Origin of the sequence: Streptomyces jumonjinensis, assembly GCF_009600885.1 — a bacterium.
In the GTDB taxonomy this organism is placed as follows: Bacteria; Actinomycetota; Actinomycetes; order Streptomycetales; family Streptomycetaceae; genus Streptomyces; species Streptomyces jumonjinensis.
In genome coordinates this window covers 29,808-51,885 of record NZ_VCLA01000104.1, presented here as the reverse complement: position 1 = coordinate 51,885, position 22,078 = coordinate 29,808, and the positions used below count along the sequence as shown (strand labels likewise).

The window sequence follows — 22,078 nt, the reverse complement described above, 5'->3', positions numbered from 1 at the left end:
CCCGCCCCCTATTTCGTTTGGCAGAGTCGCGGCGACAGCGGCATAGTCCGAAGGTGACCTCTCCCGCCGCCCCTCCCTCCGGCCCCCCGCGCCCTCAGCGCGTACACCGCCCCGAGTGGGCGGGCCGCAACTACCTCCTGCTGACCGCCGCCGCCGTCTTCACCAATCTGGGCAGCCATGGCGCGCTGATCGCGGCGGCGTTCGCGGTGATCGAGACCGGTGGCGACGCCGGTGACGTGGGGCTGGTCGCGGCGGCCCGCACCCTCCCGCTCGTCCTCTTCCTCCTGATCGGCGGCGCGGTCGCCGACCGGCTGCCCAGACACCGGGTGATGGTCGCCGCCAACACCCTCAACTGCGTCTCCCAGGCCGCCTTCGCCGTCCTGGTGCTCTCCGGCGACCCACAGCTGTGGCAGATGATGCTGCTGACCGCGCTCGGCGGCACCGGCCAGGCGTTCTTCAACCCCGCCGCCGAGGGCATGCTGCTCTCCAGCGTCAGCGGGGAGCAGGTGAGCCGGGCCTTCGCGCTCTTCCGGATGGCCATGCACGGCGCGGCCATCGGCGGCGCGGCCCTGGGCGGCGCGATGATCGCGGCGATGGGTCCCGGCTGGGTGCTGGCCGTGGACGCGGCGGCCTTCGCCCTCGCGGGCACGCTCCGCGCCTTTCTCGACGTCGGCCATATCGCGCCCCGGAAGCCCGGCGGCGGGCTGCTCTCCGATATGCGCGAGGGCTGGCAGGAGGTCGCCGGCAGACCCTGGCTCTGGGCGATCATCGTGCAGTTCACGGTGGTCGTGGCCGTCGTCGGCGCGACGGAGGGGGTCTACGGCCCGCTGGTCGCCCGGGACGAGCTGGGCGGGGCACGCCCCTGGGGGCTGGCCCTCGCCGCCTTCGGCGTCGGCACCGTGCTCGGCGCGCTGCTGATGATGCGCTGGAAGCCGCGGAGGCTGCTGCTCGCCGGGACGATCTGCGTCTTCCCGCTCGCCGCGCCGTCGGCGGCGCTGGCGGCCCCGCTGTCGGTGACAGGGCTCGCGGCGGTGATGCTGCTCAGCGGAGTGGCGATAGAGGTGTTCGGCGTCACCTGGATGACGGCGCTCCATCAGGAGATCCCCGAGGACAAGCTCTCCCGGGTCTCCTCGTACGACTGGTTCGGCTCGACGGCGATGCTGCCGGTGGCGACCGCGCTCGCCGGTCCCGCCGAGAGCGCGTTCGGGCGCGGTACGGCGCTCTGGGGGTGCGCGGCGCTGGTGGTGCTGGTGACCGCGCTGGTGCTGCTGGTGCCCGACGTACGGAATCTGAGGCACCGTACCGGGAACGTCGTCGCGGGCCCGGCCAAGGAGCCGGCCGGGTCAGCCGATGCCGAAGGAGCCGTCGGGCGGCTCGGGTGACCCCTGGGCGTCCCGGTCCGTGACCGGCGCCGCCGCGCCCGTGAACCGGGTGAGCGCGGACCCGTGCTCCACCCGGGCGGGGAACGGGTCGGCGGAGACACGGCGGGTCAGGGCCGCGATGTCGAGGGGGGCGTCCGAGGCGAGCAGCACCACATTGCCGAACCGCCGTCCGCGCAGCACGGCCGGTTCGGCGATCAGGGCCAGCTCGGTGAAGACCGTCGCGAAGGTGGCGAGCTGGGAGCGGACGAAGGCGAAGGGCGTGCCGTCGGCGAGATTGGCGGCGTGGACCCCGCCGGGGCGCAGCACCCGGGCGGCGGCCCGGGCGTACTCGACCGAGGTGAACCGGGCGGGGACCCGCGCGGAGCGCGAGCTCCGGGGACCGTCGGCGCTCTCGGGACCGTCCGTGCCCTCGGAGGCGTCCATGCCGCCGAAGACGTCGGCGACGATGATGTCGGCCGAGTCGGCGGGCGCCTGTTCGATCCAGTCCCGGGCGTCCATGGCGTATGTCTCGATGCCGGAGCCGTCGGGGAGCGGCAGCTCCGCCAGGACCAGCGCGAGCAGTCGGCGGTCGGCCTCGACGGCGTGCTGCCGGGAGCCGGGGCGGGTGGCCGAGACATAGCGCGGCAGGGTCAGCGCGCCGCCGCCGAGGTGCACCACGTCGAGCGGGGCGTCGGCGTCGGCGGTGTGGACGTCGACGACATGGGCGAGCCGGCGCACATACTCGAATTCCAGATGGGCGGGCGCGTCGAGGTCGACATACGACTGGGGCGCGCCGTCGACGGTCAGCAGCCAGGCCCGCGCCCGGTCGACGTCGGGCATCAGCTTGGCGGTGCCGTAATCGATCGGCCTGGTCACGGGTACGGGCTCGTCCACGGGTCCATTGTCGTACGCGGCACGGGCCCGGCCCGCCCCGGGGTCCCGAGGGGGCGGGCCGGGCCCGCCCCCCTCGCCGGGCGGGGGGGCGGGATTCGCCGTCAGAGCAGCTCGGTCACGGTTCCCGCGCCGACGGTACGGCCGCCCTCGCGGACGGCGAAGCCGAGTCCGGGCTCCAGCGGGAGGTCGCGGCCGAGCTCGACGGTCATGGTGACCGTCTCACCCGGCCGGGCGATCCCCGTCTCCCCCAGGTCGATGTTCCCGACGACGTCGGCGGTGCGGATGTAGAACTGCGGCCGGTAGCCGGTGGACACCGGCGTCGTACGTCCGCCCTCCCGGCCGGAGAGCACGTACACCCGCGCGGTGAAGCGGCGGCCCGGGGTGATGCTGCCGGGCGCGGCCACCACATGTCCGCGCCGGGCCTGGTCCCTGGGCAGGCCGCGCAGCAGCAGGGCGACGCTGTCACCGGCCTCGGCGTACTCCATCGGCTTGCCGAAGGTCTCCAGGCCGGTGACCGTGGTGTCCCGGGGGCCGCCGTCCGCGCCGAGGAGCTGCACCTGGTCGCCGACGCGGACGGCGCCGCGCTCGATCGCGCCGGTGACGACGGTGCCGCGGCCGGTGATGGTGAGGACGTTCTCCACCGACAGCAGAAACGGCGCGTCCGTGTATCTGACCGGGATCGGCACATAGGTGTCGACGGCGTCGAGCAGCGCCTCGATCGCGGCGGTCCACCGGGGGTCTCCCTCCAGCGCCCTGAGCCCGGAGACCCGGACGACGGGCACGGCGTCGCCGCCGTAGCCGTGGGCGGTGAGCAGCTCCCGGATCTCCAGCTCGACCAGGTCGGTCAGCTCTCCGTCGCCCGCGTCGGCCTTGTTCAGCGCGACGACGATGTGGTCGACGCCGACCTGGCGGGCGAGCAGGACGTGCTCGGCGGTCTGCGGCATGACTCCGTCGAGCGCGGAGACGACGAGAATCGCTCCGTCGAGCTGTGCGGCCCCGGTGACCATGTTCTTGATGTAGTCGGCGTGGCCGGGCATGTCGACGTGCGCGTAGTGGCGGGTGTCGGTCTCGTACTCGACGTGCGCGATGTTGATCGTGATGCCGCGCGCGGCCTCCTCGGGGGCCCGGTCGATCCGGTCGAAGGGGACGAAGGCGCTGGTGCCGCGCGCGCTGAGGACCTTGGTGATGGCGGCCGTCAGGGTGGTCTTGCCATGGTCCACATGCCCGATGGTGCCGATGTTCAGATGCGGTTTGGTGCGGACGAATGCCGTCTTGGACATGGTTCTACCTCGGAATCGGTCGTACGACGTGTGTGAGGACCCCTGGGTCTTGCCGACCCTCCCCCTGTGGGGTCCCGCCGGACGATCCGGAAAGGGTCAGCTTCGCGCGCCGCTGTGGGACCGGGCCGGGCAGAAGGCGGCGACATGGTCCGATGCGAGGAGAACGGCAGCCTTCTTCGGCGCGTCCGCGACTGCGGAGTGCGCTGCGGGAACGGCGTACCGGGGCATGTGGAAGATGATCGCCGCAGGGACCTCCGGCGTCGAATGGTTTTCGCCGTCGGGCAGTTGGACGATCCGGCCATGGTCGCCGCGGCGGCTCCGCGCCCGTGCCACGCCAGGCTGCGGACGGTGCGCGGCACGGTGCGGGGCGGTGCGGCGGCACGGTGCGGCGGGGGTCGTCCGGCGCACATTACGGCGATCACATCCCGTTGTCGGTTACTCTCCCCGGATGTTCGAGCCCGCCTCCAGGCCATCCGCCGGTCTCGCCGTCCGCGCGACCAGAGTGCTGCTCTCGCCGTGGTCACGGCTGTCACTACTGGTGTTCGTACTGGCTGCGGCCGGGACGCTGGTGGTGCTGTACGAGCCACAGCGGCTGCTCTCGGACGGCTGGCCCACGGCCCAACTGGGCGGGGCGGCGGCGGTCCTGCTGTACGCGGTGGCGTACGGCGCGTGCACGGCGGCCTTCGTGCCCCGGCCGATACTGAATCTCGCGGCGGGCGCTCTCTTCGGCTCCCAGGCGGGCCTGGTCTCGGCTCTCGCCGGAACCGTGCTCGGCGCGGGAATCGCCTTCACCCTCGGACGGCTGCTCGGGCAGGACGCGCTGCGTCCGCTGTTGCGGGGCCGGGTGCTGACCGCCGCTGATTCCCAGCTGAGCGGCCATGGGTTCCGTTCGATGCTGGCGATACGTCTCTTCCCCGGAATCCCCTTCGCAGCGGCCAACTACTGTGCCGCCGTCTCCCGTATGGGTTATACGCCGTTTCTGCTGGCCACAGCCGTGGGCTCGATTCCCAATACGGCGGCGTACGTGGTCGCGGGCGCGCGGGCGGGATCTCCGACCTCCCCTGCATTTCTCATCGCGATGGGATTCATCGTGATCACCGGTCTGATCGCGGCGGCGGTCGCCTGGCGTAAACGTCATGGGCTGCGCAGGGCTTGAGGGGCTGTCCCCGGCCCGGCGGCGGGCAGCCGGGTGAACGACCCGCGAACATCCCACGAACGGACCACGGCGGCCGGATTCTCGGGGAGACGGGGCCGCCGGGGCCCGGCGACCGCCCCGCGCCGCCCGCGCCCGGCACGGCGTGCCATCGCACGTCATCGCCCGGTGGGTTGCCCGTCCTCCCCCGGCCAACGCGCCGCTCCCCGTTCACAGGAGAGCGCTACTCTTCCTCCACACTGGCGCACGATCGGTACACGATCGGTATCACTGCGCGCCGTCAGACGTGAATCTTTTCTTGGGTGGCGCGTTATTCCATGTCGTGGTTCGAATCATTCATTCTCGGGCTCGTCCAGGGGCTGACCGAATTCCTGCCGATCTCCTCCAGCGCGCATCTGCGGCTCACCGCCGCGTTCGCCGGATGGCCTGATCCGGGCGCGGCATTCACCGCGATCACCCAGATCGGCACCGAGGCCGCCGTGCTGATCTATTTCCGCGAGGACATCACCAGAATCGTGTCCGCCTGGTTCCGCTCCCTCACCGACAAGAGGATGCGCGGCGACCACGACGCCCGGATGGGCTGGCTGGTGATCATCGGCTCCCTTCCGATCGGCGTGCTCGGCATCACGCTCAAGGACCAGATCGAGGGACCGTTCCGCGATCTGCGGCTCATCGCGACCACGCTGATCGTCATGGGCGTCGTCCTCGGCATCGCCGACCGGCTGGCCGCCCGCGACGAGTCGGGCGGCAGACACCGCGCCGTCAAACAGCGCAAGACGCTCAAGGAGCTGAGCGTCCGGGACGGTCTGATCTACGGCTTCTGCCAGGCGATGGCCCTCATCCCCGGAGTCTCCCGCTCCGGAGCGACCATCAGCGGCGGCCTGCTCATGGGCTACACCCGCGAGGCGGCGGCCCGCTACTCGTTCCTGCTGGCCATCCCGGCGGTGCTGGCCTCGGGGGCGTACGAGCTGAAGGACGCGGGCGAGGGGCATGTCTCCTGGGGGCCCACGATCTTCGCCACCGTCATCGCCTTCGGCGTGGGGTACGCGGTCATCGCCTGGTTCATGAAGTTCATCACCACCAAGAGCTTCATGCCCTTCGTGATCTACCGCATCCTCCTGGGAATCCTCCTGTTCATCCTGGTTGGAGCGGGTGTGTTGAGCCCGCACGCGGGCGAGTCGGGGGGCTGACAGCCGTGTCGAGGGCTCGATCGGACTCTTCCGTGCCTAGAGATTTCCAGAGTTTTCCAGAGCCTGATCGAGCCTGCTCGACATGATCATCTCCCAGTCGTCTCCCATGGGGAGGGGCACGGCGAACCGGGGCCCCGCCCGTGCCCTCCACAGCCCTCCGCGGTCCTCCGCGCCGGGCGCTCGTCATGAGGTTCATCACTGCCGGGGGCTCGTCGCCCTCCGTGATCCATCGCGTACTTCCGGGAATCCTCCTGCTCATCCCGGTCGGAGCGGGCCTACTGAGCCCGCACACAGTTGAGTCCGGCGCTTGAGCCCCGCCGAAACACGGAGGACGGGTGTCCTCGGAGGCCGTAATCTGTTCGCATGTCCGCCCTTCCGCACGAGCCAGAGACTGCCCTGACCGCCGCCGAGCTCAATGCCCGCATCCGCGAGCTGTGGGCCGATGGGCGGCTGCCCGAAGAGCGTCGCGGGGAGTACGAGGCACTGGTGCTGAGGTGGGCGGCTGCCGCGCTGGAGCGGGTCGAGGACGACGTCGAGCGCGCCGCCTGAGAGCCGCGCGGCGGGCCGCGTCCGGGGCCGGGCGCTCACAAGCTCCGGGCCGCGTTCGGCTAGCCTGACCGCACGATGAACCGTTTGAGCACATCCTGGGGCGGCTTCACGCTCGCCCGCTTCCCCGAGGACCCCCGCGACACCCTCCGTGCCTGGGACGCAGCTGACGAGTATCTGCTGCGGCACCTCGCAGACGAGGGCGTGGACCTCTCCGGGGACGTGGTCGTCCTCGGAGACCGGTGGGGCGCGCTGACCACCTCGCTCGCCGCCCACCGTCCCGTACAGATCACCGATTCCTTCCTCGGCCAGGAGGCGACCCGGGCGAATCTGGCCCGCAACGGCCTCACCGGGCCGGACTCCGGCGCCGTACGGCTGCTCTCCGCCCGGGACACCCCGCCCGCGCGGATCGATGTGCTGCTGGTGCGCGTGCCGAAGAGCCTGGGGCTGCTGGAGGACCAGCTGCACCGGCTCGCGCCCGCCCTGCACCCGGGGAGCGTGATCGTCGGGACCGGGATGGTCAGCGAGATCCACACCTCGACGCTGCGGCTCTTCGAACGGATCATCGGCCCGACCAGGACCTCCCTGGCCGTGAAGAAGGCCCGGCTGATCTTCAGCACGCCCGATCCCGCGGTGGAGCGCACAGCAGGCCCCTGGCCGCTGCGGTACGCCCTGCCCGGCGATGTCGGCGTCGTGTCGGGCCGCACCGTGACCAACCACTCGGGCGTGTTCTGCGCGGACCGGCTCGACATCGGCACCAGGCTGTTTCTGCGCAGTCTGCCCGAGCGCCGGGGAGCCGAGCGGGTGGTGGATCTGGGCTGCGGCAACGGAGTCGTCGGGCTGGCCGCCGCGCTCGCCAATCCCGAGGCTTCGGTGACCTTCGTCGACGAGTCGTTCTCCGCCGTGGCGTCGGCCGAGGCCACCTATCGCGAGAACATCCCGGCCACGGGCCTCGGCGGCGCGGAGTTCCTCGTCGGCGACGGCCTCTCCGGCCTCGCGGACGGGTCGGCCGACCTCGTACTGAACAATCCGCCGTTCCACTCGCACCGGGCGACCACCGATACGACGGCCCGCCGGATGTTCACCGGAGCCCGCAGGGTGCTGCGGCCCGGGGGCGAGCTGTGGGTGATCGGCAACCGTCATCTCGGGTACCACGTCCGGCTGCGCCGGCTCTTCGGGTCCTGTGAGGTCATGGCGAGCGACCCCAAGTTCGTCGTGCTGCGGGCCGTCGCGGACTGACCCCCGGCCGGCGGCGGGCGGGACACCGGATCGGCGGATACGGGTGACGTATGCGCCGAGCCCTTGGCCTGGGAGCCCGTCTGCCCGACACTGACCCGATGACACAGCGCGTGGATCTCGCGACGGTGATGGACAGACTGGCCATCGATGAGCTGGTCACCCACTACGCGGTGGCCGTGGACGACGCCGACTGGAACGGCTACCGGACCCTGTTCACCCGGCACGCACGGGTGGACTACCGCGGTGCGGGCGGGGTCGAGGGCCCGGCAGCGGAGGTCGCCGACTGGCTGGCGGAGTCGATGCGGCTCTTTCCCGTACGACAGCATCTGATCGTCAACCGCAGGCTGCGCATCCAGGATCTGGGGGGCTATCCGGGTGACGGGGCCGAGCTGCGGGCCGACTACACCAACGCGCTGCGCGGCGAGTCCGGAGACGACGTCGTCTCGGGCGGTCGCTGCGCCTTCGGTGTGACGCGCACGGACGGCGGCTGGCGGCTGAGCGGGGTGATGGTCGAGGAGAAGTGGCGGCGCGTCGGCCGGGTGCTCTCCGGGTAGCGGGCCCCCGGTCCGCTGTCCGCCGAGGCGGCGGGCGGTCAGCCGTCCGGGCCGGGAGCTGTTGATCCGGGATCTCTCCGCACCCACACTGGAAGAGGCGCCTCTCGCGGTCCCTTCGAGACAGGCCCTAGGAGGCTCGGAATGCGGATTCCGGCCGACCGCCCGGAGCGGGGCGGCGGGCACGGCCCCGGGGATCACGATCCCCCTTGGGGGCCGCGCGCGCCCGGGAGCTCCGCGGAGCCCGGACCCTCGGCGCTCGCGATGTGGCGGAACCGCGCCGGGCGGCTGATCACGACCCCGGGCGGACGGTCGGCGGCGGCGGTGGTGGCCGGGGCGCTGCCCGTGCTCGCCTTCCCGGAGCCGTCCCTGTGGTGGTTCGCGTATATCGCGCTCGTGCCATGGCTGTTGCTGATACGCACCGCGCCCACCGGACGCCGCGCCGCGGTCGACGGCTGGCTCGGCGGTCTGGGGTTCATGATCGCGGTGCACCATTGGCTGATACCCAGCCTCCATGTCTTCACCGTGGTGCTGGCGGCCCTCCTGGGGCTGCTGTGGGCTCCCTGGGGATGGCTGGTCCACTCCCTGCTGGGGACCACGGCCCCGGCGGCGGGCCCGGACGGCGCTTCCCGGGCCCGGAGCCCGTCGCGAGCCGGATCGCGACCGCCCGAGGAGGAGGGCTCGGCAACCCCCGAACCGTACGGAACCGGAGCGGAGACCGGAAGCCTGCCCGAAGCGGGAGCCGAAACCGGAGCGAGAGCCGGAGCGGGAACCCGCAGCGGGACCCGAGCCGCAGCGGAAGCCCGCGGCGGGACCGGCCCCACACCCCTCACTGCCGCCGCCGCGATCGCGGTCGTCCCCGCCGGCTGGCTGATGATCGAGCTGGCCCGCTCCTGGGAGGGGCTCGGCGGCCCCTGGGGGCTGCTGGGGGCCAGCCAGTGGGAGGTCTCCCCCGCACTGCGGCTGGCCTCGGCCGGCGGCGTATGGCTGGTGAGTCTGCTGGTGGTGGCGGTGAACACCGCTCTCGCCGTGCTGATCGCGCTGCCCCGGGCCCGTACCGCCGTGCTCGGCGGCGTCCTGGTCTGCGCGCTGGCGACCACGGCGGTCTGGGCCTGGACGCCGGTGCCCGAGAAGGCCGGCCGGGCCCGGATCGCGATCGTCCAGCCCGGGGTGATCAGCGGCGAGGACAGCGTCGAGCGGCGCTTCGCCCGGGGTGAGGAGCTGACCCGGGAGCTCGCCGGCCAGAAGCTCGATCTGGTGGTCTGGGGCGAGAGCAGCGTCGGCGACGACCTCCGTGAGCGACCGGACCTCGCGGCCCGGCTGGCCCGGCTCTCCCAGCTGGTCGGCGCGGAGCTGCTGGTCAATGTGGACGCCCGGCGGACGGACGGTCCGGGCAGGGAAGGGATCTTCAAGAGTTCGGTGCTGGTGGGCCCCGCGGGCCCGACCGGGGACCGCTACGACAAGATGCGGCTGGTCCCCTTCGGCGAGTACGTCCCCGCCCGGGCGCTGCTCGGCTGGGCGACCTCGGTGGGCAAGGCGGCGGGCGAGGACCGGCTGCGCGGCACGCACCCGGTGGTGATGGACCTCGCGGACGGCGGCCCGCGCGTCGGGCCGCTGGTCTGCTTCGAGTCCGCTTTTCCCGATATGAGCCGCGCGCTGGTCCGGCGGGGCGCGGAACTGCTCGTCGCCCAGTCGGCGACCTCGACCTTCCAGGACAGCTGGGCTCCCGCGCAGCACGCCTCGCTGGCGGCGCTGCGGGCGGCGGAGAGCGGCCGGCCGATGGTGCACGCGACGCTCACCGGCGTGAGCGTGGTCCACGGACCCGACGGCGGCCGGGTGGGCGGAGTCCTCGGCACGAACCGCAGCGCCGCCGCCGTGTACGACGTTCCGCTGGCGCGCGGCACGACCGCGTACGTCCGGTTCGGCGGCTGGCCGCTGTACGGAGCGCTCGCCGTGCTCCTCGCGCTGTGCGCGCTGCGCGGAGCGCGCCGGTTCAGGCGGACTGCTCCAGCACCCTCAGCACCACCCGCTCGCACAGCTCATGGGTCCTCAGGGCGTCCTGGGCGCTGAGCGTCCTGCCCTCGCGTACGGCGTCGAGGAAGGTCAGCACCGCCTGCTCGATGCCGCGCTGCCGGGCGACCGGCACCCAGTCGCCGCGCCTGCGGACGCTCGGCTGCCCCTTGTGGTCGACGACCTCCGCGATATCGCGGACCACCCGCTTGGCGTCCTGTCCGGAGACCTCCAGGATCTCCTCGGTGGAGCCGCTCATCCGGTTCATCGCGCCGATGGCGGTGAATCCGTCGCCGGAGAGCGTCAGCACGACATGGTGTATCAACCCGTCGGCCACCCGGGCGCGCACATCCGTGTGCTCGACGGTGCCGGGCGCGAGGAAGCGCAGGGTGTCCACGACATGGATGAAGTCGTCCAGCACCATGGTGCGCGGCGCTTCGGGGAGTCCGACGCGGTTCTTCTGCATCAGGATCAGCTCGCGCGGGTGCTCCAGGCACTGGGCGTAGGGCGGCGCGAGCCGGCGGTTGAAACCGACGGCGAGGCTGGTGCCCCGGGTCTCGGCGAGGTGCACCAGCCGCTCCGAATCGGCCAGTTCATAGGCGAGCGGCTTGTCGACATAGGTGGCGACCCCCGCTTCGATGAGCGCCGTGACGATCTCGGCGTGCGCCGAGGTGGGGGCGTGGACGAACGCCGCGTCCAGGCCCGCGCCGAGGAGGGAGTCCAGGTCGGTGTGGAGCTGCCCGGCCGGGATGCGGTACGCGTCGGCGACCCGGGCCAGGGTCGCCGGGGTACGGGTCTGAAGGTGCAGCTCGATGCCGGGCAGCGCACCGAGCACGGGCAGATAGGCCTTCTGTGCGATATCGCCGAGACCGATGCAGCCGACCTTCACCAGGTGCCTCCCTTAGTCCTGAGCCATCCGCCCCTGAGGGGCCCGGTCAGCATACGTGCGCTGCGGCGGGCGCCAGTCGGCGATGCCGTCGAAGACGCGTACGGCCGCCCCGGGGCCCGGCTTCGCCGACAGGCCCATCAGGGTCTCGCGGGCGGCGACCGCCGGACGGCTGGAGAGCGACAGCAGCCGGGCCGTCCGGGCGGCCTTGCGGACGATCGACGTGGGCCGAACTCCGCGCGGGCTTCGCCGAACTGCTGCGGGGCATGCTCGGGCGGGAGCTGGGCTGACCGGGGTCACCGCCGGCGAGCCGGGGTCACTCGTCCGGGCCATCGCGGACCGGTACGCCGCGGAAAGGGGGCGCACGCGCGGCACAGTGATCTCCGTGGACCGTATGACAATCATCGCGAGGACGCTGACCGGCGCGGCCGTCTGGACCGTGGCCGGGCTGGCCGTCTCCGGCTGCGTGACTGTGACACCGCACCCCGAGCCCCTGGTCCGCGGCGGCCGGCCCGCGCCCGCCCTCGGGCCGCAGATCGTGCAGGGCCCGGCGCGTGAGGCGCTGGAGGCCCCGGTCCCGAAGCGCTCCACTCCGGCCCCGCCGCCCCGGCCCCGGGCGGCGGTGCCGGAACGGCGGACACCCCCGGCGGCCCCGGCCCCGGCTCCGGCCGTCCGTCGGACGGCCGCTCCCGCACCCGCCCCGACCCGTCCGCGCGCCCGCAAGCCGTCACCGCCCCCGGTCTCCGCGCCGCTGGACGTCTGCGCCCTGACCGAGACCTACGGCGGCTGGCGGCCCGGCAGCGCCCAGGCCCGGCTCTGCCGACAGCTTGTCGGGGGGTCGCGCCACCGGCCCTGAGCGAACGTCGCGCGCACATCCCGCCGATTCCGAGCGGCCATCGCGCGCCGCGAGCACACATCCGGCCGATTCCGAGCGGCCATCACCCCCGTGCGAGCACCCATCCCGCTGCCCCGGAGCGACCTCGCCCCCGTGCGCGAGCACCCCGCCGGGACGCACCCCGCCGTACCGGAGTCCCGGCCGTCCGGGACTCCGGTACCGCCGGGACGCACCCCGGCACCCCTCGGCTTGGCGCTCGCTCACCGCTCCCGCAGCGCCGTCTCCAGCCGTTCGACCGCGGCACGCACCCCGTGGCCGTATCCGTCGTCCCCCAGGGCGTCCATCGCGCCGCGCGCCCGGTCCAGATGGATGCGCGCGGTCTCGGGCCGCCGCAGCTTGAGATAGTCGGCGGCGAGCGCGAGATGGAGCGAGGGGAAGAAGGCCCGGACGGCGGGGGCGGCCCCCGGCCCGTCCTCCCCCGCGTCGCGCAGGCTCTCCGCCGCGGCCAGCGCTCTCAGATCCCAGGCCAGCTCGTCACCCGGGTCGTCCTGGGTGTCCGCCATGTAATGCGCGAGGGTGCAGCGGTGCAGGACCTCCCCCCGCTCCCCGATCTCCGTCCAGAGCGCGCCGAACCGATTCCGCGCCTCCTCACGGTCTCCGCCGTGCAGCAGCATGACCGCCTGCCCGATCCGGGTCATGACGGCGTCCCCCGACGCCTCCTGCTGCTCCACCATTGCGGCCTCCCACGTCCATACGGCGAACGGCGACGACGATCCACACAGCACGACGCTAACCGCCACAACGGACAAACCCGTACAGGCTCGGGCACTCGACCCGAGCCCGTGTCCCGGGAGAGGGATCAGCCCAGGTCGGGGATCCGCCAGTCGATGGGCTCATGCCCCTGCGCCGCGACCGCCTCGTCGATCTGTGTGAAGGGACGCGAGCCGAAGAACTTCTTCGCCGACAGCGGCGAGGGGTGCGCGCCCTTCACCACCACATGCCGGGTCTCGTCGATCAGGGGCAGCTTCTTCTGCGCGTAGTTCCCCCAGAGGACGCAGACGGCCGGGTCGGGGCGGGAGGCCACGGCCCTGATCACCGCGTCGGTGACCTTCTCCCAGCCCTTGCCCTTGTGGGAGTTGGCCTCGCCCGCGCGCACGGTCAGCACCGCGTTGAGCAGCAGCACGCCCTGCTCGGCCCACGGCATCAGATAGCCGTTGTCCGGGATGGGCAGGCCCAGCTCGGCATGCATCTCCTTGTAGATGTTCCGCAGCGAGGGAGGGGTCCTGACGCCGGGCCGCACCGAGAAGCACAGCCCATGCCCCTGGCCCTCGCCGTGATAGGGGTCCTGGCCGAGGATGAGCACCTTGACCTTGTCGTAGGGCGTGGCCTCCAGCGCGGCGAAGACCTCCTCGCGCGGCGGATAGACCGGCCCGTTCGACCGCTCCTCCTCGACGAACTCGGTCAGCTCCTTGAAGTAGGGCTTCGCCAGCTCTTCGCCGAGGACGCCGCGCCAGGACTCGGGCAGCAGGTCGGTGTCGGTCACGTCAAGAACCTCCGGGATGCGTTCAATTACCGATCACCGAACTTACCCGGAGCCACTGACAACGGCCCCCGATCCAAGGGTTTCCCCCGGCTACCAGCTGGTCTTCCGGTACAGCTCCCACAGCTGCATCACCGTCTGCGGGTCGAGCGCCCGCTCACCGCCGCCGATCTCCTCGCTCACCGCCAGATAGGTCTTGCCCTGCCACAGCGGCAGCAGCCGGACGTCCTCGGCGAGGATCTCCTGCGCCCGCTCGAAGTCCTTCGCCACCGCCGCGCGGTCGCTCTCGCGCCGGGACGCGGGCAGCAGCTCATCGGTGATCTCGGAGCTCTCATAGGGCGTGGCGAGCACATTGTTCTCACCGACGAACGGCGCGATGAAATTGTCCGCGTCCGGGAAGTCGGGGAACCAGCCCCGCCCGAAGACCGGGTAGTCGCCGCTCGTGTACCCCTTCTCGAACTCCTCCCACGGCTTGCCCCGTACGCTGATCTTGAACAGCCCCGAGGCCTCCAGCTGCCGCTTCAGTTCGCCGAACTCCTGCGCGGTCGCGGAGCCGTAGCGGTCGGTGGTGTACCAGAACTCCAGTTCCACCGGCTCCTCGATGCCCGCGTCCCGCAGCGTCTTCTCCGCCTTCTCCGCGCTCGGCTCGCCGTAGCGGTCGAAGAACTCGGTGCTGTGCCCGGCGATGCCCTTGGGGACCATCGAGTACAGCGGCTCGGCGGTGCCCTGGTAGACCCTGGCCACCAGGGCTCCCCGGTCCACGACCTGGGCGATGGCCCGGCGCACGGCGAGCTTGCCCGCCTGCTGGTCCTTGGAGTTGAAGACCAGATAGCGGATGTCCGCGCCCACGGTCTCGACCAGCCTCAGATGCTCGCTCCCCGCCTCCTTCTCCTGGAGCCCGACGACCTCCTTCGAGGTGAGGCCCCGGTAGGTGACGTCGATCTGCTTCTTCTTGAGCGCCTGGACCATCGAGTCGGAGTCCGGGTAGTAGCGGATGGTGATGGCGTCGTTCCGGCGCTCCGCGAACCCCTGGTAGTCGTCGTTCCGGCTCAGCTCCGCCTTGTGCCGCTTGGTGTACGAGTCGAGCACATACGGTCCGGAGCCGGTCAGCCCGCCGTCCGTACGGAGGCGGTTCGCCGGGTACTTCCCGGGCGGCACCAGGGAGGTGGCGGGCGTGGCCAGGATGAACGGGAAGGTGGCGTCGGGCGACTTGAGGCGGAAGGTCACCGTGCGCTCGCCGGTCGCCTCGACGCTGCGGAGGGAGTTCAGCAGACCACGGGGGCCGCCCGATACATCGATCCGCCGAATGCGGTCGATCGAGTGCTTCACCGCGGCCGCGTCGAGCTTCTCGCCGTTCGAGAACTTCAGCCCCGCCCTCAGCTCGCATACGTAAATCTTGTTGCCGGAGTCCTTGAAGCCACAGCGCTTCGCCGCGTCGGGCTGTGGTTCGGTGCTTCCCGTCGGAAAACTCAGCAGCGTCTGGAACACATTCCGGTACAGCTCCCATGAACCGTCCCAGGCGGCGGCCGGATCGAGTTTCGTGGGCTCACTCGTCGTTCCCACGAAAATCCGCTTCTTATCGCTGGATTCCGCATCGGAGAACAGGCCGCACCCCGCCAGCAGGGATATGGACGCCAGGGCTGCAGCGGCCTGCAGACAGGTCCGGTAGAACACGTGCACGCTCCTCGTTCAGCCGTGAGTTGGCCGACCATACCGCAGCGCCCTGCCGGGTCAACCGGACGGCCCGGCAGGGCACTTCACTCAAGAAGCGACAAACTGCACAGTTCGCTCAGTGCACCCCGGCATGGAGGAAGAGTCCCCCGTCGACCACCAGAGTCTGCCCCGTGATCCAATCCGACTGGTCGGAGGTGAGAAACGCGGCGGCGCCCCCGATGTCCTGCGGCATTCCGAGCCGCGCCAGCGGGTATGCCGCGGCGGCCTCGGATTCCCTTCCCTCGTAGAGCGCCTGGGCGAATTTGGTCTTGACCACCGCCGGCGCGATCGCGTTGACCCGCACCCCCGGCGCGAATTCATGCGCCAGCTGAAGCGTCAGATTGACCATCGCCGCCTTGCTCATTCCATAGGCGCCGATGAAGGGCGAGGGGGCGAGCCCCGCGATGGACGCGATGTTCACGATCGCGCCGCCGTTCTCCTTCTGCCAGGCCCGGTAGGTCTGCTGGGCGAAGCCGAGCGCCGAGATCACATTGGTCTCGTAGACCTTGCGCACGACATTCAGATCCAGCTCGGCCAGCGGCCCGTAGACCGGGTTCGTACCGGCGTTGTTCACCAGGAAGTCGACCCGGCCGAAGACCTCCATCGTCCGCGCCACGGCCGCCGCCTGATGGGCTTCGTCATGGGCCTTGCCCGCGACGGAGATCGCCCGGCCGGAGCCCAGCTTCGCCACCGCCTCGGCGAGGGCCTCCTCGCCCCTCCCAGTGATGCACACCCGGTCGCCACGGGCGATCAGCGCCTCGGCGACCCCATAGCCGATCCCCCGGCTCCCGCCGGTGATCAGCGCGACTTTTCCGCTCTCGGGCGCCTCTGCCTCTGCAGTCATGGTCTCGCTCCCCGGCTCAGTTGAGGGGCCCGCCGGCCACGTACAGGACCTGCCCGGAGACGAAGCCTGCGCCGTCCCCGGTGAAGAAGGAGATGGCGTTGGCGATGTCCTCGGGCTGCCCGACCCGCTGCACCGGGATCTGGGTCGCGGCGGCGGCCTGGAACTCCTCGAAGCCCATGCCGACGCGCTCGGCGGTCATGGCGGTCATCTCGGTGACGATGAAACCGGGGGCGACCGCGTTCGCGGTGATGCCGAACTTGCCGAGCTCCTTGGCGAGGGTCTTGGTGAAGCCCTGGAGCCCGGCCTTGACGGCGGCGTAGTTGGCCTGGCCCCGGTTGCCGAGCGCGGAGGAGGAGGAGAGCGAGACGATACGCCCGAATCCGGCGTCCACCATGTGCTTCTGGCACGCCTTCGTCATCAGGAACGCGCCCTTGAGGTGCACGTTCATCACGGTGTCCCAGTCGGACTCGCTCATCTTGAAGAGCAGATTGTCGCGGAGGACGCCGGCGTTGTTGACCAGGATCTGCGGTGCGCCGAGCCCGTCGGCGACCTGGGCCACCGCGGCCTCGACCTGGGCGCTGTCGGACACGTCGCAGCCGACCGCCAGGGCGGTGCCCCCGGCCGCGGCGATCTTCCCGACCGTGTCCGCGCACCCCGCCTCGTCGAGGTCGAGTACGGCCACGGCCCGGCCCTCGGCCGCGAGCCGTACGGCGGTTGCCGCGCCAATGCCGCGCGCCGCCCCGGTCACGATGGCGACACGCTGCTCGGTGGTGGACATGCTGGTTCTCCTCGCCCTTGAGTGCGGCTCACCCGGACTCCCGGACTCCCGTGCGCCCGATGGATGAGCGACCGCTTAGTACCTTCGGCAGACGAGACGCTAGAAGCCCCGGCACCCGGTGTCAACGGCCCACCGGGTGCGCCGGGTCACTCCCTCACCGCGTGGGGCCGGGCCAGGGCGCGTAGGAACGGAGTCAGCGCCGGACCGGGGCGCGTACCGACGGAGTCAGTACCGGGCGCGCGTACGGACGGGTCAGCGCACCAGCAGTCCGAGCAGCCGCTCCACCTCGGCCTCGGGGTCCGCGGTCAGCCCGGTGTGCACCGGCCCGGGCTGGACGACGGTGGACCGGGGCGCCATCAGCCAGCGGAATCGGCGTCCCGCGTCGTCATGGGACGCCTGCCCGGCCTCATCGCCGCCGCAGCAGACGTACTCGACGGCGCGCAGCGCGGCCCGTACGCCGACGATGTCCGCGTTCGGGTCCAGCGCCCTCAGCTTCCCCTCGTCGAGATGGGTGCGGGCGGCGACGAAGGAGCGGGCACGGCAGTAGACCACCACTCCGGCGTTGAAGCACTCTCCGCGCTCGACCCGGGGCACCACCCGCAGCAGCGCGTACTCGAAGACATCGCGTCCGGTCATGCGCTCGCGCCCTTCTCCGCGACCGGGACCGGGCGGCCCGGACGGCCGGTCAGCCAGCCGGGGGCCTGGGAGGGCCGCTCTGCGGTGGGTTCACCGAGGGTGATCCTGGTATGGATCGTCCCGGCGCGCGGCAGCAGGGCTTCCACATAGGCACGGCGCACGGCGTCCGTGGTGTCGAAGCCGGGTTCGTCCACCAGCCACTCATCGGGCACATCGGCGGCGACCTCGGTGAGCAGCTCCTCGGTCACCAGCGGGGCCAGTTCGGCCGCGGCGGACGCGATGTCCGGCTGGAAGCGGGCCAGCACATGGTCGGAGGCGTCGTAGGGCTTGGCCGCCGACGCGGCGGCGCCCGGCCAGTTGTGGTGCCAGATCATGGTGGCCCCGTGGTCGATGAGCCAGAGGTCGCCGTGCCACACCAGCATGTTGGGGTTGCGCCAGGAGCGGTCCACGTTGTTGATCAACGCGTCGAACCAGACGACCCGGCCCGCTTCGGCGGAGTCCACCTCGTAGGCCAGCGGATCGAACCCGATCGAGCCCGGCAGATAGTCCATGCCGAGGTTCAGTCCGCCGCTGGCCTTCAGGAGCTCCTGCACCTCCTCGTCGGGCTCGCCGAGCCCGATGACGGGGTCGAGCTGGATCCGCGCCAGCTCGGGCACCCGCAGCCCGAGCCTGCGGCCGAGCTGTCCGCAGACGACCTCGGCGACCAGGGTTTTGCGGCCCTGTCCGGCGCCGGTGAACTTCATGACGTAGGTACCGAGATCGTCGGCCTCGACGATGCCCGGGAGCGAGCCGCCCTCACGCAGGGGCGTGACATAGCGGGTCGCCGTGACTTCGGGGAGCATGGCCCCACAGTACTTCGCGACGGCTCGGGGAGATCGCGGGGACCGGGCCCCGCCCCGTGGAGCGGCCCTCGCCTCCTCCCCGTCCCTCGCCGTCCCCGTCCCTCGCCTCCTCCCCGTCCCTCGCCGTCGCCGGACCGCGGGTCCCGCCCCGCCCGTACGGCCGCTGTCACCAGGCCAGTGCTCCCCCGCCGGCGCCGGCCGCCGAAATCCGGTTGCGCGGCCGTGTGCGGCGATGTCAACGATGCCCCATGAACGACTACGCGCACGGCGGCCCGACCGAGGACGCCGTCAGGATCCCCGAGTTCCCCGACCAGTTCGCCCGTACCCACCGCTTCTCGCTCGGCGTCCCCCGGCGTTTCACCGTCTCGCCCGACGGCCGTCGGGTGCTGTTCCTCCGCTCCCCCGGCGGCGACGACCCGGTGAGCGGAGTCTGGCTGTACGAGTCGGGGCGGGAGCGGCTCATCGCCGACCCACGGGCGATGGCGGCCGGTCCGGCCGAGGTGCCCGAGGAGGAGCGGGTCCGCCGGGAGCGCGCCCGTGAGACCTCGTCCGGGGTGGTGGCGTACGCGACCGACGCGGAGGCGCGGCTCGTCGCCTTCACGCTCGGCGGCGAGCTCTGGACCGTACGCACCGACGACGGGCGCGGCCCCCGGCGGGTCCCGACCGCGGGCCCGGCGGTCGACCCGCGCCCCTCGCCGGACGGCGAGTCGATCGCGTACGTCACCGGCGGCGCGCTCCATGTCCTGCGCCTCGGCGGCGGTGATCTGACGCTGGCCGCGCCGGAGGGCCCCGGGGTGAGCTACGGCCTGGCCGAGCACGCGGCGGCGGAGTCGATGGGCCGGAGCCGGGGCTACTGGTGGTCGCCCGGGAGCGATGCCCTGCTGGTCGCACGGGTGGACGACACCCCGGTGCGGCGCTGGTACATCGCCGATCCGGCCGACCCGGCGAAACCGCCCCGGGCCATCCCCTATCCGGCGGCGGGCACGGCGAACGCCGAGGTGTCGCTGCGGATCGTGCGGCTGGACGGCACGACGGCCGAGGTGCGGCTGCCGGCCGCCGCCGACGAGAGCTCCCATCCGCCGGGGACCTGGACGGACACCGCCTTCGAGTATGTGGCCTCGGCCGGCTGGGACGGGTCCGGCCCCTATGCCCGGGTGCAGACCCGCGATCAGCGCACCGCCGTGACTCTGGCGGTGGATCCGCTGACGGGCGGGACCGAGCCGCTGGACTCGGAGCACGATGCGGCCTGGGTGGAGCTGGTGCCGGGCCTTCCGGGCCGTACCGCGTCCGGCGCCGCGATCACGGCCCGCACCGCAGGCGACGGGCTGCGGGGGCTGCGGATCGACACGGCCGACTCCCCCGCGGGGGTCCATGTCCGCGAGGTCCTCGCCGTCCATGGCGAACGGGTCTGGTTCAGCGCCAACGAGGACCCGTCCGAGGTGCATGTCTGGTACCACGACCCCGCCGCCGGGTTCATCCGGCTGAGCGAGGGCCCCGGGGTCCATCTGGCCGAGGCGGGCGGGGACACCGTCGTCCTCGACAGCCAGACGGAGACGGGCCGGACGGTGACCGTGCTCGAAGGCGGCGTGCCCGCCGGGCGGATCGCGGTCCTGGCCGAGGAGCCGGTGGTCGCCCCCCGGCCGGTGCTGCTCTCGCTCGGCGAGCGCGAGCTGCGCGGTCAGCTCTACTTCCCCTCCTGGCACCGGCCGGGCTCGGGCCGGCTGCCGGTGCTGCTCAATCCGTACTCGGGGCCTCAGATGCAGCTGGCGGTGCGGGCGCGCGCCTGGTGGACCTGTGTCTCGCAGTGGTTCGCCGAGCAGGGCTTCGCCGTGCTGACGGTGGACGGCCGGGGCACCTCCGGGCGCGGCCGGGAGTGGGAGAAGGCCGTCCACGGCGACCGGCTCGCCCCCGTGCTGCGGGATCAGATCGACGCGCTGCACGCGGCGGCCGAACGGTACCCCGATCTCGACCTCGGCGCGGTCGCGATCCGCGGCTGGTCCTACGGCGGCTATCTCGCGGCGGGCGCGGTGCTGCACCATCCCGAGGTCTTCCACGCGGCGTCGGCGGGCGCGGCCCCGACCGATCGCAGGCTGTACGACACCCACTGGGAGGAGCGTTTCCTCGGACACCCCGAGGTGTTCCCCGAGGCGTATGAGCGCAGCTCACTGGTGCCGTACGCGCATCGGCTGAGCCGTCCGCTGCTGCTGACGCACGGGGTGGCCGACGACAATGTGTTCTTCGCCCACACCCTGCGGCTGTCCGCCGCGCTGCTGGCGGCGGGCCGTCCGCACAGTGTGCTGCCCCTGTCGGGTGCGAGCCATACGGTCACCGGGCGGGGGCAGGCGAGCAGTCTGCTGCGGCTGGAAGCGGCGTTCCTTAAAAGATCCTTGAGAACAGCGTGAATCTGAACTCCTCGGCGGCGCAGCTCGTACATCATCACGAACGACCGGCCGATCGGGCCGTACGGGACCGCGCAGACAGAGGAGTCACCAGATGACCGCTTCGAGCGAGCTGTCCAGGAATATCACCCGCCGCACCGTCGTCGCCGCGGCGGGCGGGGCCTCGCTCGCCGTCGCGCTCACCGCGTGCGGCGGGTCGGACGAGACCACGGTGAAGACGGGCGACGCTCCGGAGGGCGGGAGCACCGGCGGGAACACCGGCGGGAGCCCCAGCGGCGACTCGGGCGGAGGCGGCGGCAAGGAGATCGCGAAGGTCGCGGACATTCCCGAGGGCGGCGGCAAGGTCGTCGGCGATGTGGTGATCACCCAGCCGAAGGCCGGGGAGTTCAAGGCGTTCTCGTCCAAGTGCACCCATCGGGGCTGCGCGGTCAAGGACGTCTCGGACAATCTCATCAACTGCCCCTGCCACGACAGCCGTTTCGACGCGAGCGACGGCAGCGTCAAGGGCGGCCCCGCCACCTTGCCGCTGCCGCCCACGGCGATCACGGTCGACGGGGGCTCGATCAGGCTCGCCTGAGCCGCCTCAGCTGAGCCGCCTCAGCTGGGCCGCCTCAGCTGGGCCGTCGCAGCTGAGCCGCCCTCAGCTCCGTATCGCCTGCCGCCAGCAGGAGAGGATCTCGTCGCTGGTGGCGATCGTGGCGACGAGCGCGAGGGTATGACGGATCATCGCGGGGGTGTATTCGGCGGGCACCCCCGCGATGGCGTCGCTCGCGACCACCGCCGTGTAGCCGAGGTTGACGGCGTCGAAGACGGCGTTGGGGACGGCCACATTCGCCGAGACCCCGCAGATCAGGAGCGTACGGCAGCCGAGATTGCGCAGCAGCGCGTCGACGTCGGTGCCCGCGATGGGCGACAGGCCGTGCAGCCGCCGTACGACGAGGTCCTCCTCGGCGACCTCGATCGGCGGTGCGACCCGGACGGCGGTGGTGCCGCAGTGCTGCTGTACGGGCAGCCTGCCGGCGGCGTGGAACAGCCGGGCGTTATGGCTGGAGCCCCGGCCGTCGGGCCGCCGTTCGGCTATCGCGTGGATCACCTGGACGCCGATGCCGTGGGCCCCCGCGACCAGCCGCGCGATGTGATGGAGCGCGCCGGACGAGCGGGCTTCGGCGGCGAGTTCGGGCAGGGCGCTCTGTTCGCCCACCACTCCGCGCTGGCATTCGACGGTGAGCAGCGCGGTGGTCGCCGGTTCGAGCTGGGCTGCGAGCTGTTCGACGGACGGCATGGCTCCCCCCTCTTCTCCGGTTCTTCCCCCGGGGAGGCTTCATGAAGCCGGTGCCATTGCACGAGCGGGAGAGAGCCTCCATGATTTCTGACGCAACGT

The 22,078-nt window shown here is 72.0% G+C and carries 22 protein-coding genes; 10 read left to right on the top strand and 12 right to left on the bottom strand.

All coding sequences use genetic code 11. The features are described from left to right. Window positions 1-53: 53 nt before the first annotated feature. Entirely contained in the window at window positions 54-1,382 is a 1,329-nt protein-coding gene (locus tag FF041_RS12000; protein WP_398704007.1) for an MFS transporter, read from the top strand. On the opposite strand, the gene FF041_RS11995 is transcribed toward FF041_RS12000, so the two are convergent. Next, window positions 1,344-2,255 (bottom strand): spermidine synthase, encoded by a 912-nt coding sequence (locus FF041_RS11995; protein ID WP_323391744.1) that lies wholly within the window; start codon window positions 2,253-2,255, stop codon window positions 1,344-1,346. The two genes, FF041_RS12000 and FF041_RS11995, sit on opposite strands and share 39 nt — an antisense overlap. A gap of 101 nt (window positions 2,256-2,356) precedes the next feature. Beyond that, entirely contained in the window at window positions 2,357-3,535 is a 1,179-nt protein-coding gene (gene tuf / locus FF041_RS11990) for an elongation factor Tu (protein ID WP_153522794.1), read from the bottom strand. A 448-nt stretch (window positions 3,536-3,983) separates the two neighbouring features. Here tuf and FF041_RS11985 point away from each other — a divergent pair, with 448 nt between their 5' ends. The 6 genes from FF041_RS11985 (at window position 3,984) to lnt (ending at window position 10,284) form a co-directional block, all read left to right on the top strand. After that, on the top strand, window positions 3,984-4,691 hold the full coding sequence (locus FF041_RS11985; protein ID WP_153522792.1) for a TVP38/TMEM64 family protein: 708 nt from the start codon (window positions 3,984-3,986) through the stop codon (window positions 4,689-4,691). A 314-nt stretch (window positions 4,692-5,005) separates the two neighbouring features. Next, window positions 5,006-5,878 carry an undecaprenyl-diphosphate phosphatase gene (locus tag FF041_RS11980; protein WP_153480418.1) on the top strand — a complete coding sequence of 291 codons (873 nt, stop codon included), beginning with the start codon at window positions 5,006-5,008 and terminating at the stop codon, window positions 5,876-5,878. A gap of 363 nt (window positions 5,879-6,241) precedes the next feature. Continuing rightward, window positions 6,242-6,427, top strand: a complete 186-nt coding sequence (locus FF041_RS11975; protein ID WP_153480417.1) for a hypothetical protein — start codon at window positions 6,242-6,244, stop codon at window positions 6,425-6,427. A 75-nt stretch (window positions 6,428-6,502) separates the two neighbouring features. Beyond that, entirely contained in the window at window positions 6,503-7,663 is a 1,161-nt protein-coding gene (locus FF041_RS11970) for a methyltransferase (RefSeq protein WP_153522789.1), read from the top strand. A 98-nt stretch (window positions 7,664-7,761) separates the two neighbouring features. Then, window positions 7,762-8,217, top strand: coding sequence for a nuclear transport factor 2 family protein (locus FF041_RS11965; RefSeq protein ID WP_153484046.1), 456 nt, complete (start codon window positions 7,762-7,764; stop codon window positions 8,215-8,217). A gap of 261 nt (window positions 8,218-8,478) precedes the next feature. Next, a complete protein-coding gene (gene lnt / locus FF041_RS11960) occupies window positions 8,479-10,284 on the top strand; it encodes an apolipoprotein N-acyltransferase (protein WP_153522830.1) in 1,806 nt (601 codons plus the stop codon). On the opposite strand, the gene FF041_RS11955 is transcribed toward lnt, so the two are convergent. Further along, window positions 10,208-11,113 (bottom strand): Gfo/Idh/MocA family protein, encoded by a 906-nt coding sequence (locus tag FF041_RS11955; RefSeq protein ID WP_323391742.1) that lies wholly within the window; start codon window positions 11,111-11,113, stop codon window positions 10,208-10,210. The two genes, lnt and FF041_RS11955, sit on opposite strands and share 77 nt — an antisense overlap. A gap of 12 nt (window positions 11,114-11,125) precedes the next feature. Then, window positions 11,126-11,443, bottom strand: coding sequence for a hypothetical protein (locus tag FF041_RS11950; RefSeq protein ID WP_153522785.1), 318 nt, complete (start codon window positions 11,441-11,443; stop codon window positions 11,126-11,128). A 52-nt stretch (window positions 11,444-11,495) separates the two neighbouring features. Between FF041_RS11950 and FF041_RS11945 the strand changes: the two genes are divergently transcribed. Beyond that, window positions 11,496-11,966, top strand: coding sequence for a hypothetical protein (locus tag FF041_RS11945; RefSeq protein WP_407698141.1), 471 nt, complete (start codon window positions 11,496-11,498; stop codon window positions 11,964-11,966). Window positions 11,967-12,205: 239 nt separating this feature from the next. On the opposite strand, the gene FF041_RS11940 is transcribed toward FF041_RS11945, so the two are convergent. The 7 genes from FF041_RS11940 to FF041_RS11910 form a co-directional block, all read right to left on the bottom strand. Next, complete coding sequence (locus FF041_RS11940; protein ID WP_153484174.1) at window positions 12,206-12,679, bottom strand: hypothetical protein; 474 nt, start codon at window positions 12,677-12,679, stop codon at window positions 12,206-12,208. Between the two features lie 125 nt (window positions 12,680-12,804). Beyond that, the gene (locus FF041_RS11935; protein ID WP_323391740.1) at window positions 12,805-13,488 is read right to left on the bottom strand and encodes a uracil-DNA glycosylase; all 684 of its coding nucleotides are present in this window, start codon (window positions 13,486-13,488) and stop codon (window positions 12,805-12,807) included. 90 nt (window positions 13,489-13,578) lie between these two features. Beyond that, window positions 13,579-15,159 carry an ABC transporter substrate-binding protein gene (locus FF041_RS11930; RefSeq protein ID WP_323391738.1) on the bottom strand — a complete coding sequence of 527 codons (1,581 nt, stop codon included), beginning with the start codon at window positions 15,157-15,159 and terminating at the stop codon, window positions 13,579-13,581. A 115-nt stretch (window positions 15,160-15,274) separates the two neighbouring features. Then, window positions 15,275-16,042, bottom strand: a complete 768-nt coding sequence (locus FF041_RS11925; protein WP_153522783.1) for an SDR family oxidoreductase — start codon at window positions 16,040-16,042, stop codon at window positions 15,275-15,277. 16 nt (window positions 16,043-16,058) lie between these two features. Next, window positions 16,059-16,820, bottom strand: coding sequence for a 3-oxoacyl-ACP reductase FabG (fabG, locus tag FF041_RS11920; RefSeq protein ID WP_153522781.1), 762 nt, complete (start codon window positions 16,818-16,820; stop codon window positions 16,059-16,061). A 252-nt stretch (window positions 16,821-17,072) separates the two neighbouring features. Beyond that, window positions 17,073-17,456: a DUF3037 domain-containing protein gene (locus tag FF041_RS11915; protein WP_153484178.1), complete on the bottom strand. Its 384-nt coding sequence runs from the start codon at window positions 17,454-17,456 to the stop codon at window positions 17,073-17,075. Continuing rightward, window positions 17,453-18,298 (bottom strand): HipA family kinase, encoded by an 846-nt coding sequence (locus FF041_RS11910; RefSeq protein ID WP_153484180.1) that lies wholly within the window; start codon window positions 18,296-18,298, stop codon window positions 17,453-17,455. Before FF041_RS11910 ends, FF041_RS11915 begins: the two co-directional genes overlap by 4 nt. A 248-nt stretch (window positions 18,299-18,546) precedes the next feature. On the opposite strand from FF041_RS11910, the gene FF041_RS11905 reads away from it, so the two are divergent. After that, the gene (locus FF041_RS11905; protein WP_153522779.1) at window positions 18,547-20,700 is read left to right on the top strand and encodes a S9 family peptidase; all 2,154 of its coding nucleotides are present in this window, start codon (window positions 18,547-18,549) and stop codon (window positions 20,698-20,700) included. 91 nt (window positions 20,701-20,791) lie between these two features. Then, the gene (locus FF041_RS11900) at window positions 20,792-21,274 is read left to right on the top strand and encodes a Rieske (2Fe-2S) protein (RefSeq protein WP_153522777.1); all 483 of its coding nucleotides are present in this window, start codon (window positions 20,792-20,794) and stop codon (window positions 21,272-21,274) included. 63 nt (window positions 21,275-21,337) lie between these two features. Here FF041_RS11900 and FF041_RS11895 read toward each other — a convergent pair whose 3' ends face one another. Next, window positions 21,338-21,979 (bottom strand): cysteine hydrolase, encoded by a 642-nt coding sequence (locus FF041_RS11895; protein WP_153484184.1) that lies wholly within the window; start codon window positions 21,977-21,979, stop codon window positions 21,338-21,340. Window positions 21,980-22,078: the final 99 nt, after the last annotated feature.